We start from the raw sequence: 12,410 nt of genomic DNA on the forward strand, positions 1-12,410 counted from the left end.
AAGGAGCCTGCCATGTATTCCATTACCTCTGAATCTGCACGTCATCCGGACATTCTCGCTCTGATCGCGGCGCTTGACCGCTATCAGAGCGAACTCTATCCCGCCGAAAGTAATCATCTGCTCGATCTGGCTGCGCTGCCGGAAGCCTCGCTGATCCTGATGATCATTCGCGACCAGCAGCTGCACGCCGTGGGCTGTGGCGCTATCGTGCTCAACGGTGACGGAACGGGGGAGATGAAGCGGGTCTATATTGACCCGGCACATCGCGGGCAGCATCTCGGCGAAACGCTGCTGGCCGCCCTGGAAGATGAGGCTCTGAGCCGTCATTGCCATACGGTACGGCTGGAGACGGGCATCAAGCAGCATGCCGCGGTGCGTCTTTATGAACAGTGCGGATACGATTTGCGCCCGGCGTTTGCCCCGTACGTTGACGACCCGCTCAGCCTGTTTATGGAGAAGGCGCTGGTTGAAGACGTTCGTTTAGCAGCGCTATAAAAGCTTCCAGCTGGCGGGTCATCGCCCCGCGTCGCCACACCAGCCAGGTGGTGAGCCAGCGCCAGTTTTCCGCCAGCGGCCAGGCTTCAACCTGATGATGTCCCGGCATACTCTCCAGCATCGAGCGCGGCATCAGTGCGATGCCCGCGCCCGCAATGACGCAGGCGAGCATGCCGTGATAGGACTCCATCTCATGAATGCGGCCGGGCGTGGCGCGGTCAGCGTGAAACCAGCTCTCCAGGTGTCGGCGATACGAGCAGTTGGCGCGAAAGGCATAGACGTCGCTGCCGCTGACCTGCGAGGCGCGCGTCACCTCCACATGCCCGGCAGGCGTGACCAGCATCATCTCTTCCCGGTAGACCGGCATGCCTTCCAGCTCCGGGTGCGAAAGCGGACCGTCGACGAAGGCGGCGCTTAGGGTTCCCTCCAGTACGCCATCAATCATCGTCCCGGAAGGCCCGGTAGAAAGGGCAAACTGAATACGCGGATAGCGCTGGTTAAACTGCGCCAGCGTTTCAGGAATGCGCACGGCGGCGGTGCTTTCCAGCGCGCCGAGGGCAAATAACCCCTGCGGCTCATCCCCCGCGACAACCATGCGCGCTTCATCCACCAGGGCGAGGATCTGCCTGCTGTAGCGCAGGAAGTTATGGCCAGCCGGGGATAAGCGCAAACGCTGGTTCTCACGAATAAACAGCTCAACGCCCAGATCGGCCTCCAGCTGGCGGATGCGGGTCGTCAGGTTAGACGGCACGCGATGCACCTTCTGCGCCGCCTGGGTGATGCTGCCCGTCAGCGCGACGGCGTTAAACATTTCAAGCTGGGTTAAGTCCATAGCATTCTCGTTTCGTGAATAAGGTGGTTAGTATTATTCATTTTTAAGAAATAGCAGAGTGAGCCACAATCAATCAACCGAAATGCGTGGAGAACATCATGAAATATTCATCTGCTACACATGCCCTCTCTGTTAACCCGGCAACGGGTGAAACCCTCGCTGCGTATCCCTGGGCGACGCCGGAAGAGGTTGAACGCGCGATTTCTCAGTCCGACGCGGGCTATCGCCAGTGGCGACGCGAAAGCGTGTCCCACCGGGCGCAGAAGCTGCGGGATCTCGGCGCCGCGCTGCGAAACCGCGCGGAAGAGATGGCGCAGATTATCTCCCGTGAAATGGGCAAGCCCATCCTGCAGGCGCGAGCGGAAGTGGCAAAGTCCGCCGGTCTATGTGACTGGTATGCCGAGCACGGCCCGGCGATGCTGCGTGCGGAGCCGACGCTGGTGGAAAACCAGAACGCGGTCATTGAATACCGTCCGCTGGGGCCGATTCTCGCGGTGATGCCATGGAACTTCCCGCTCTGGCAGGTGCTGCGCGGCGCGGTGCCGATTCTGCTGGCCGGTAACAGCTATCTGCTCAAACATGCGCCCAACGTGCTCGGCTCTGCGGATCTTATAGGGCAGATCTTTGCGGATGCGGGTTTCCCTGAAGGCGTGTTCGGCTGGGTGAACGCCACCAATGACGGCGTCAGCCAGGCGATTAACGATCGTCGTATTGCGGCGGTGACCGTCACCGGCAGCGTGCGTGCCGGGGCAGCCATTGGGGCTCAGGCAGCAGCCGCGCTGAAAAAATGCGTTCTTGAACTGGGCGGCTCAGACCCGTTCATCGTTCTCAACGATGCCGACCTGGATCTCGCCGTGAAGGCGGCGGTAGCGGGTCGCTACCAGAATACCGGGCAGGTGTGCGCGGCGGCAAAACGCTTCATTGTGGAAGAGGGTATTGCGGATACCTTTACCCAACGCTTTGTCGATGCGGTTGCTGCCCTGAAGCTGGGCGCTCCGGACCAGGAAGAAAACTACCTGGGCCCGATGGCGCGTTTCGATCTGCGCGATGAACTGCATCAGCAGGTGCAGGCGACGCTGGCAGAAGGTGCAACGCTGCTGCTGGGCGGTGAGAAAATCAGCGGCGAGGGGAATTACTATGCGCCAACCGTGCTGGCGAATGTCACCCCGTCGATGACGGCGTTCCGCCAGGAGCTGTTTGGTCCGGTCGCGGCCATTACCGTCGCGAAAGACGCGGAGCATGCCCTGATGCTTGCCAACGACAGCGACTTTGGCCTGTCCGCCACCGTCTTTACCGCTGACGCAGCGCTTGCGGATAAATTCTCCCGCGAGCTGGAGTGCGGCGGCGTGTTTATCAACGGCTTTAGCGCCAGCGATGCGCGCGTGGCTTTTGGTGGCGTGAAGAAAAGCGGTTTCGGCCGCGAGCTTTCCCACTTTGGCTTGCACGAGTTCTGTAACGTGCAGACGGTGTGGAAGGATCGCGTGTAATCCTTAATTTCGGCCCTCGTCGTGAGGGCCGTTGTCATTATTCTGCCATGGTTCTGTCATTTTCATTTCGTAGACTCGCACGCGTCTAACGCCTTGTAAATGAAGCTAATTATGAACCTAACGCAAATTTTTCGCCGTATTGCGCAGCGTCTCACCCCTCGTCACTTTGGCCTGCTGACGGGTATCTTTTGCATTATTGGCCTTTTCTCCGCGCTGCAGCTCTCCTCGTCACTCCTGCTTAACGCCTCCCTGAACAACGCCCAGCGTAACGAGCAGCAAAACCTGCTGGCCTGGCAGCAGCAGAGCAAGCTGGATCTGGCCCGTGTTTCCCTACTGGCGGCAAGCGATCTGCTTAACCGGTCCGGCGTCTGGTTTATGCAGGATAAAGAGACCGGATCCGACGGAAGCTGGCATAGCCTGATGGACGATGCGCAAAAGGCGCTGACGGTTTCTCAGCAGGCGTGGAAGGCCTGGCTGGCGCTGAATCCGCCGAAAGATGACGCGCTGGTGAACAGCTATCAGCTTTTCTACGGCGCGATCAACGAGCAGGCTGAAGGTCTGGTAAAAGACAACACCATCGACGCTTTTTTTGCCGTCCCGGCGCAGGCGTTTCAGACGGATTTTAACGACAACTATGCGCGCTATCAGCAGGCAAGCGAGAAGCAGGCCATGCAGGGGCGTCAGAGCTTAATGGCACAGCTCTCCGGTCTGCAAACGTTATTCCTGTTTGCGCCGGTGCTGTTGCTCGCCATCGCCGCTGTCGTCTGGTTCGGCATGTCCAGATGGGTGATCACGCCGCTGCGTCGGTTGATTGCGCATATCAACCGGCTGGCGGCAGGGGATCTCTCCGGCACGCCGCCGGACGTCATGCGCTTCAACCGGGAGATAGGGCAGCTTAGCGACAGTATTGCTACGATGCAGCACGGTCTGCAGCAGCTGGTCACGCAGGTCAGCCATGCCACGGTGACCATGGTGGAGAACATTGGCTCACTGGCGCAGGGTAACCAGAAGCTGTATCAGCAGTCGGCGCGTCAGGCGAAAGAGCTTGAGGATGTGACGGCGCATATCGCGGCGCTGGAAAACCATGTGGAAGGGAATACCGGCTATGCCAGACTCGCCAGCTCGCGGGCGGATGAAGCGCGTCAGGCCGCCGCGGGGGGAGACCAGATGATGTCGACCGTAAACGCGTCCATGCAGGCGATCGTCGACCGATCGTCCGAGATGCGCGGGATCGTGGCGATGATCGACAGCGTGGCGTTTCAGACCAATATCCTGGCGCTGAATGCGGCCATCGAGGCGGCCCATGCCGGAAACCAGGGGCGCGGCTTTGCCGTCGTCGCCCGGGAGGTTGGATTGCTGGCCAGAAAGAGCAGCCACTCGACGCAGACCATTCAGGAGCTGATCAACCGCTCGGTTCAGGGCATTGAAGACGGTTCCCGTGCCGTCACCCTGATGGAAGAGAATCTGCAGCAGGTCACCGGTCTGGTGGGCAATTTAAGCAGTTTGCTGAATGAGATCTCCACCGCCACCCTCAGCCAGGGAGAGAGTATTCACCAGATGACCCGCCAGCTTCAGGCGCTGAACCAGGTCTCCCGTCAGACGGACCTGCTGGTCTCTGACGCCTCAGATGCTTCTGAACGTCTGCAAAAGCAATCCGATCTTTTATTGCAGGCCGTTTCGCGTTTTCGTCTAAGCGCCTGACGCAATACATAAGCCTCTGTTATACTCGCAGCCCGTTTTAGCCTGAGGGCAAGGAGCAAAGTGTGGCTGCGGTCATCCATAATGAGATGTTGGACGAGATTCTGGCGCAGGTTCGTCCGTTAATTGGAAAGGGGAAGGTTGCCGACTATATTCCGGCCCTTGCCTCGGTCAGCGGGAATAAGCTGGGCATTGCTATCTGTACTATCGACGGACAGCGATACCAGGCAGGGGATGCAACAGAACGTTTTTCCATTCAGTCCATTTCGAAAGTGCTCAGTCTGGTTGCGGCGATGCGCCAGTATGAAGAAGACGAGATCTGGCAGCGGGTGGGCAAAGATCCGTCCGGCCAGCCTTTTAACTCGCTGCTTCAGCTCGAGATAGAACAGGGTAAACCGCGAAATCCCTTTATCAACGCCGGGGCGCTGGTGGTCTGCGATATGCTGCAAAGCCGCCTCAGCGCACCACGTCAGCGAATGCTTGAGATTGTGCGTCAGCTCTCGGGCGTTGATGACATTACCTATGATACGGTTGTGGCACGCTCGGAGTTTGAACACTCTGCCCGTAACGCGGCCATCGCCTGGCTGATGAAATCCTTCGGTAATTTCCACAACGACGTGGCGACCGTCCTGCAAAACTACTTCCATTACTGCGCCCTGAAAATGAGCTGCGTTGAGCTGGCTCAGACGTTCCTGTTCCTTGCGCACCAGGGGCACGCGCCGCATCTCGATCAGGAAGTCGTTTCGCCGCTTCAGGCTCGTCAGGTTAACGCGCTAATGGCCACCAGCGGGATGTATCAAAACGCCGGCGAGTTTGCCTGGCGCGTTGGGCTTCCGGCTAAATCGGGCGTTGGCGGCGGGGTCGTGGCGATTGTGCCGCATGAAATGGCGATAGCCGTCTGGAGCCCGGAGCTGGATGAAACGGGAAATTCGCTTGCCGGCGTGGCGGTTCTGGAGAAACTGACCCAGCGCCTGGGACGTTCAGTATACTGATGCCCGATCTGGATCCTCTCTTTTCCCGTCTGGCGCGATCGACATTTCGCTCGCGCTTTCGTTTAGGCGATAAAGAACGACAGTACTGCTGGGACAAAGGCCCCGAAACCATTGACCAGCATGCCGCGGATTTTGTCGAAAAGCGCCTTGCGCCTGCACAACCCGCAAATGACGGTAAACAGACGCCTATGCGCGGTCACCCGGTGTTTATCGCCCAGCATGCCACCGCCACCTGTTGTCGGGGCTGCCTGGCAAAATGGCATAACATTCCACAGGGTGTAACGCTCACCGCGCCGCAACAAAATTATATCGTCAGCGTTATCCATCACTGGCTGGTGCTGCAGATGAACGCCTAAATTTGACGAGTTATGCTCCAGTGGTATTTGTGTTATAGATGCATCCTAAGTTAGTCCCGATCATGCTGACGACCGCAATAATTGCCATAAGCTTTCATATGGAATGATATTTAATGCGTTCTGCTCTTACCGCTTTCAGGCCGTTCCAGCCTGACACGCCGCTGCGAAATGCATCGACGATCTTCATCCTCACCACCTTGTTCTATTTTGTGGGCGCGGAATTACGGCTCGTTGAGGCCCTGTCGCTGTTCTGGCCGCTGAATGGCGTCATGGCAGGGATCTTCGCCCGCTATGTCTACCTGAATCGCCTGCATTACTATGCGGTATGCTATGTCGCGATGCTGTTGTACGACGCGGTGAAGACCAACTGGGGTATAGCCTCAGCGGTAATCAACCTGTCTAACATGATCTTTATTGTTGTCGTCGCCGTACTGGTTCAGCGCGACAAGCGGCTGATGAAGAAAACCCCCGATCCGCTTAACGCGCTACGCCTGTTTAACTACTGTCTGATTGCCGCGCTGCTTTGTGCCTTGCTCGGCGCGACGGGGTCGGTCGGGATTGACAGTCACACCTTCTGGCCGCTGTTTGCCGACTGGTTTAGCGAGCAGTTCTCAACCGGCGTGCTTGTTGTGCCCTGTATGCTCACGTTACGTATGCCCGGGCGTGATCTCAGGTTACGTCTGGAGCAGCTGCTGCCGGTGATGGCGCTGATCGTCTCGGTGGTCGCGTCGGTGGTGATTGGCGGAGCGGGGAGCCTCTCGTTTCCTCTGCCAGCGCTTATCTGGTGTGCGGTTCGTTACTCATTGCCTGCGACCTGTCTGCTGACGTTTATCACGGGTGCCACTGAAATCATTTTGGTCGCCAACTCGATTATTAATATTGCCGTGGCGACGCCGTTTACGACGCCAATGATGTTTTCAGCCCGGCTGGGTATCGCCACGATGGCGATCTGCCCGGTGATGGTCTCCGTCAGCATGGCGGCGATTAATTCCCTGATCCGCCAGGTTTCACTGAGGGCGGATTATGACTTTTTAACACACGTCTACTCGCGTTCCGGGCTTTATGAGGCGTTAAAGCATGAAGAGACGTACCGGCATACCCGTTTTTTGACCGTCATGCTGCTGGATATTGATTATTTCAAAAGCATTAATGATAACTACGGCCACGAGTGTGGAGATCGCGTGCTGGCGTCGTTTGCCCGACAGGTTCAGCAGGTCGTCGGCGAAGACGGTATGGTGGCGCGCATGGGCGGGGAAGAGTTCGCTGTGGTGGTTCATTCAGGCGACGCGCAGCACGGTTTTGAACTGGCTGAGCGTATCCGTTCCACCGTTGCCAGCCATCCTTTTACATGGCGTCACCAGACGCTCTTTCTGACGGTCAGTATTGGCCTCGGCAGTGGAAAGGCTGAGTCATGGCAGTTGACCGAAGTCTTCAACAAGCTCATGGCCGAAGCGGACGATCATCTCTATCGTTCAAAAAAAGCGGGTCGAAACCGTACCAGCGCCCGGGTGGCGGACGAGCAAATTGCCGCGCCCACCGGGAGTGAAACATAGCTGCGTTAATCGTCATAAGGCATTGACGTGAATAGTAAGCGACTTAACAGGCTGTCAGAACGCTGACAATGCCTCTGTTTAAGCTACGCTTTTAGTAACGCTTTACGTCAGGAGACATTATGAAAGCACCTGCAACCCCTGAAAATGAAACAGACAGACTCAACTCGCTACGAGAATCCGGTCTGCTTGAGATCGACAGTTCCCCGGCGTTTGACCGGTTAACGCGTCTGGCAAAACGCTTCTTCCAGGTGCCGCTGGCGATGGTCAATCTCATTGATGAGCATTCGCTAATCGTTAAGTCCGCTGATGGTCAGGCACCTGGCTCCGTTCCGCGTAACATCTCATTTTGTGGGCATACGATCCTCACCGAAGCGCCGCTGGTGGTAGGGGATATGCTTCAGGACGATCGTTTTGCGGATAACCCGCTGGTGGCCGGTGAACCTCGCGTGCGGTTTTACGCGGGCTTCCCGCTGCGCCTGCGTGACGGCGCAAGCGTTGGCTCGCTGTGCCTGATTGATTACGCTCCCCGGGAGTTTTCTGCCGCCGACCTCGCCGTCCTGGGAGATCTTGGCGCGCTGGCGGAAGATGAATTTGCTGCCATCAGCGCGGCGACCACGGATGAATTAACCGGGCTATTCAACCGTCGGGGTTTTAATCAACTCGTGCGCTTCACGCTTTCCGTTGCCCGGCGCCGGGCAGAGCCGCTGACGCTCGGCTGGCTGGATTTGGATCGCTTTAAGGAAATTAACGATCGCTTCGGGCATGAAGAGGGGGATAAGGCGCTGAATGCCATGGCGCAACTGATGCGTGCCTCTTTCCGCGAAGCGGATCTGCTGGTTCGTTTTGGCGGGGACGAGTTCGCCGTGCTGTTCGCGGATACGGATGAGCAGGGCGCCTGGATTGCCATGCAGTATCTCGTCGAGCAGGTAGAAAACTATAACGCCCGCAGGTTACACCCCTGGTCGCTTCACTTTTCATGGGGGCTAAGTGAATTCGATCATAACGGCAACGACCTGCAGCAGTGGTTAAAAGATGCCGATGAAAAGATGTATGCCATGAAGCAGCAGCGCCAGCGCGCCCGGTGACATAACAAAAGCCTATGTCCGATCCGTTTGCGTTAAGAAGATGTTAAATGCACAGTGAGGGTATTCAACGTAAGGAAAAACAATGAATACCTCACTGCAAATCAAAAACCTCACCCGAGACGAAATTCTCACCCACCTTGATGCGCTGGCCGGGATCCTCGAAAACTGTGTGAACGGCGGGGCATCCGTCAGCTTTATGCTTCCCTTTAGCCTGGAGAAGGCCCGCTCTTTCTGGCGCGGAATTGCTGAAAGCGTAGGGCGCAATGAGCGCCTCGTGCTGGCCTGTGTCGACCCGCAGTACGGCGTCATCGGAACGGTGCAGTTAATCACAGACCAGCCGGAAAACCAGCCGCATCGCGCCGATGTGGCGAAGCTGCTGGTTCACGAGAAAGCGCGCAGGAAAGGTGCCGCGATGGCATTGATGGAAGCGCTTGAAGCTGAGGCTCGGGCCAGGAACATTTCGGTTCTGGTACTTGATACCTCCACCGGCAGCGGCGCCGAGACGTTCTACCAACGCGCCGGATGGCAAAAGGTGGGGGAGATCCCGCGCTATGCCCTTATGCCGGACGGCGCCATGACGGCCACGTCCGTGTTCTATAAGTTCTTATGATTATTTTGTACAACTACGCGACGTATTGATCAAAACAGGGGTCCCGGTCGTTAAGTTTTGATAAGTTATCGTACCAATCTTATCAGGCTGTATGACTAATCATAAAAGGAACCCCCTTGTGAACACGCTCAACCGTCGTGATTTTCCCGGTGCTCAATACCCAGAACGCATCATTCAGTTTGGTGAAGGCAATTTCCTGCGTGCGTTCGTCGACTGGCAAATTGACCTGTTAAATGAACATACCGATCTTAATGCCGGAGTGGTTATCGTCCGTCCTATTCAGAGTGACTTCCCGCCGTCGCTGAGCACTCAGGATGGTTTGTATACCACTATCATTCGCGGCCTGAACGAGCAGGGTGACGCGGTGAGTGAGAGCCGTCTTATCCGCTCGGTTAACCGTGAAATCAGCGTCTACGACGACTATGACGCCTTTCTGAAACTGGCACACAACCCGGATATGCGTTTTGTTTTCTCGAACACCACCGAAGCGGGTATTAGCTACCGCGCGGGTGACCGATTCGACGATGCCCCTGCGGTGAGCTACCCGGCAAAGCTGACGCGCCTGCTGTTTGAGCGCTTTAGCCATTTCAACGGTGCACCGGATAAAGGCTGGATCATCATTCCGTGCGAACTGATTGACTACAACGGTGATGCACTGCGTGAACTCGTCCTGCGCTATGCCCAGGAGTGGTCGCTGCCTGCGGCCTTTATCCGGTGGCTAAACGACGCAAACAGCTTCTGCTCGACGCTGGTTGACCGTATCGTGACCGGTTACCCGCGCGACGAAGCGGCTGTACTTGAAGCTGAGCTGGGTTATCACGATGGGTTTCTTGACACGGCTGAACATTTCTATCTGTTCGTTATCCAGGGGCCGGCATCCCTTGCTCAGGAACTCCGTCTGGATAAGTACCCGTTAAATGTACTGATTGTCGACGACATCAGGCCCTACAAAGAACGCAAGGTTGCCATTCTGAACGGGGCGCATACGGCGCTGGTGCCGGTCGCCTTCCAGGCCGGGCTGGATACGGTGGGCGAGGCGATGAATGATGCGGAGATCTGCGCGTTCGTCGAAAAAGCAATTTATCAGGAGATCGTTCCGGTCCTCGATTTGCCGCGTAACGAGCTGGAATCTTTCGCCAGTGCGGTAACAGGGCGTTTTCGCAATCCCTATATCCGACACCAGTTGCTTTCCATTGCGCTCAACGGCATGACCAAATACCGCACCCGCATCCTGCCACAGCTACTGGCAGGGCAGAAGGCAACAGGGCAATTACCGGCACGTCTGACGTTTGCCTTAGCCGCGTTAATCGCGTTCTACCGCGCAGAGCGTAACGGGGAGAGCTCTCCGGTGCAGGATGATGCATGCTGGCTGGAACGTTATCAGCAGCTCTGGGCGCAGCACCGCGATCGGCAGTTGAGCACCCGTGAGCTGGTGCAGTCGGTGCTCAGCGCACGCGAACACTGGGAACAGGACTTGACGCAGGTAAGCGGTCTTGTCGACCAGGTCACGCTGGACCTTGATGCCATTCTGCTGAAGGGAATGCGCGCTGCGGTTAAACCGCTTTGCTAACGTTCACCCGGCTGCGGCCGGGTTTAAACATACTTCATTTTAGTTACAACATACTATGTACTTTGTTTTTAAAAAACACATGCAGCACTGTGCCGATTTCGCTAATCAGGGGAGAAAATGCAATGTCCAGTTAACAAACTTGCAACGGTGACGGGGATCACGTTTAATAGCCTCGCTCTTTTCTTTCCTGAAACTCACTATGATCGTTCGTCCTAAACAGCACTGGCTACAACTGATTTTTGTCTGGCACGGTTCGGTACTGCCTAAGATCTATACCCGACTGCTGCTCAACTTCCTGCTTTCTATTGCCGTTATCCTGATGCTGCCGTGGTATACCTCACTGGGCATCAAATTTACCGTGGCGCCATTCAGCATTCTCGGCGTGGCGATCGCAATCTTTCTCGGTTTCAGAAACAACGCCTGTTATTCACGCTACGTTGAGGCTCGCCTGCTCTGGGGGCAGTTGATGATAGCGGCGCGCTCGCTGTTTCGCGAGGTAAAAAACACCTTGCCTGACGATAAGCATCTGGGCGAATTTGTCCGTCTGCAGATTGCTTTTGCTAACTGCCTGCGCATGACCCTGCGCCGGGAGCTGAACGCTGAGCAACTCTCTCGCTATCTTGCTCCGGATGATTTACGTCAGGTGATGAAAGCCAACTCACCGGCGAACCGTATTTTACTGATCATGGGGGAGTGGCTGGCCGTGCGGCGGCGTAACGGGCAACTCTCAGACATTCTGTTCCACAGCCTGAACAACCGTCTGAACGATATGTCCATCGTCCTGTCCGGATGTGAACGCATTGCGACCACGCCGGTACCGTTTGCCTATACGCTGATTTTGCACCGCACGGTGTATCTGTTCTGCATCATGCTGCCGTTCGCACTGGTCGTGGACCTGCACTACATGACGCCCTTTGTCTCAGCGCTGATCTCATACACCTTTATCTCGCTGGACACCCTGGCGGAAGAGCTGGAAGACCCGTTCGGCACTGAGAATAACGATCTGCCGCTGGACGCCATCTGCAACATGATGGAACGCGATCTGCTGCAGATGAACGATGAAGAGAAGATTCCGGAAAGGCTGATGCCGGATAAGCACTATCAGCTCACCTGACGGGCGTTCCACTCGTCGCGGGTGATCTCCCACAGCTCGGAGTCCAGCATCCCGCTAACGTAGGCTTTCTTCTCCGTCCTGATAAGCCGCATGCCGCTACTGTCCGAAATACGCCGGGAGCGGCTGTTGGCAGCGGCTTTCGGGGCGCGTAATACAGGTTTGTTTAGCGTATTGAACCAGTAATCCGTCGCGGCAATGCTGGCCTCGCGCATGTATCCCTGGCCCTGAAACTCCGGCGCGAGCCAGAACCCGCGGTTGTTATCCTCGACGTCGTACAGGCAAATAATGCCCATCAATTCATCCGGCACCTCACGTCGCCGGATGCTCCAGAACCAGGCAATCCCTTTCGCCACATCCGGCAGCGCCACGTTATTGACATAGTTTTCCGCGCCGTTATCCGGGTAGGGCCATGGCACGGAAGAGACCATATAGCGGACAATCTCCCAGCGCGGATAAAGCTTTTGTATCTGGGCCGCATCTTCGGCAACCAGCGGTTTTAGCAGTAAGCGTTCTGTCATGAGCGTCGGTATGGTCATCCGCGGATCTCCCTTTTTAGGCGTTATGCTTTTGTTTGCGTTCTGGTATTTTCATCTCTATCACATTTAGTTGAGGCGTGCT

At 56.6% G+C, this 12,410-nt stretch carries 12 protein-coding genes; 10 read left to right on the forward strand and 2 right to left on the reverse strand.

Annotated elements, in window-relative coordinates; translation table 11 throughout:
• Window positions 1-12: 12 nt before the first annotated feature.
• A complete protein-coding gene (locus GXP72_RS11345; protein WP_032647199.1) occupies window positions 13-495 on the forward strand; it encodes a GNAT family N-acetyltransferase in 483 nt (160 codons plus the stop codon).
• Here GXP72_RS11345 and GXP72_RS11350 read toward each other — a convergent pair.
• The gene (locus GXP72_RS11350; protein ID WP_208762870.1) at window positions 449-1,327 is read right to left on the reverse strand and encodes a LysR family transcriptional regulator; all 879 of its coding nucleotides are present in this window, start codon (window positions 1,325-1,327) and stop codon (window positions 449-451) included. The genes GXP72_RS11345 and GXP72_RS11350 overlap by 47 nt on opposite strands.
• Before the next feature lie 98 nt (window positions 1,328-1,425).
• Between GXP72_RS11350 and sad the strand changes: the two genes are divergently transcribed.
• The 9 genes from sad to GXP72_RS11395 all read left to right on the forward strand — a co-directional run bounded on the left by sad (window position 1,426) and on the right by GXP72_RS11395 (window position 11,792).
• Complete coding sequence (gene sad, locus GXP72_RS11355; protein WP_208762871.1) at window positions 1,426-2,814, forward strand: succinate-semialdehyde dehydrogenase; 1,389 nt, start codon at window positions 1,426-1,428, stop codon at window positions 2,812-2,814.
• Between the two features lie 111 nt (window positions 2,815-2,925).
• Window positions 2,926-4,515, forward strand: coding sequence for a methyl-accepting chemotaxis protein (locus GXP72_RS11360; protein WP_208762872.1), 1,590 nt, complete (start codon window positions 2,926-2,928; stop codon window positions 4,513-4,515).
• A 62-nt stretch (window positions 4,516-4,577) separates the two neighbouring features.
• Window positions 4,578-5,504 (forward strand): glutaminase B, encoded by a 927-nt coding sequence (gene glsB / locus GXP72_RS11365; protein ID WP_024908464.1) that lies wholly within the window; start codon window positions 4,578-4,580, stop codon window positions 5,502-5,504.
• Window positions 5,504-5,860 carry a DUF4186 domain-containing protein gene (locus tag GXP72_RS11370; RefSeq protein WP_032647208.1) on the forward strand — a complete coding sequence of 119 codons (357 nt, stop codon included), beginning with the start codon at window positions 5,504-5,506 and terminating at the stop codon, window positions 5,858-5,860. The genes glsB and GXP72_RS11370 overlap by 1 nt, the downstream gene beginning before the upstream one ends.
• Before the next feature lie 113 nt (window positions 5,861-5,973).
• Window positions 5,974-7,413, forward strand: a complete 1,440-nt coding sequence (locus tag GXP72_RS11375; RefSeq protein ID WP_208762873.1) for a GGDEF domain-containing protein — start codon at window positions 5,974-5,976, stop codon at window positions 7,411-7,413.
• 119 nt (window positions 7,414-7,532) lie between these two features.
• The gene (locus GXP72_RS11380) at window positions 7,533-8,498 is read left to right on the forward strand and encodes a sensor domain-containing diguanylate cyclase (protein ID WP_061715145.1); all 966 of its coding nucleotides are present in this window, start codon (window positions 7,533-7,535) and stop codon (window positions 8,496-8,498) included.
• Between the two features lie 82 nt (window positions 8,499-8,580).
• On the forward strand, window positions 8,581-9,108 hold the full coding sequence (locus GXP72_RS11385; protein ID WP_208762874.1) for a GNAT family N-acetyltransferase: 528 nt from the start codon (window positions 8,581-8,583) through the stop codon (window positions 9,106-9,108).
• 118 nt (window positions 9,109-9,226) lie between these two features.
• A complete protein-coding gene (locus GXP72_RS11390; protein WP_208762875.1) occupies window positions 9,227-10,678 on the forward strand; it encodes a tagaturonate reductase in 1,452 nt (483 codons plus the stop codon).
• 199 nt (window positions 10,679-10,877) lie between these two features.
• Window positions 10,878-11,792: a bestrophin family protein gene (locus tag GXP72_RS11395; protein WP_148769174.1), complete on the forward strand. Its 915-nt coding sequence runs from the start codon at window positions 10,878-10,880 to the stop codon at window positions 11,790-11,792.
• Here GXP72_RS11395 and GXP72_RS11400 read toward each other — a convergent pair.
• Entirely contained in the window at window positions 11,780-12,328 is a 549-nt protein-coding gene (locus GXP72_RS11400) for a GNAT family N-acetyltransferase (RefSeq protein WP_048991639.1), read from the reverse strand. The genes GXP72_RS11395 and GXP72_RS11400 overlap by 13 nt on opposite strands.
• Between the last annotated feature and the right edge of the window lie 82 nt (window positions 12,329-12,410).

Source organism: Enterobacter sp. SES19, from assembly GCF_011765665.1.
Classification (GTDB): domain Bacteria; phylum Pseudomonadota; class Gammaproteobacteria; order Enterobacterales; family Enterobacteriaceae; genus Enterobacter; species Enterobacter pseudoroggenkampii.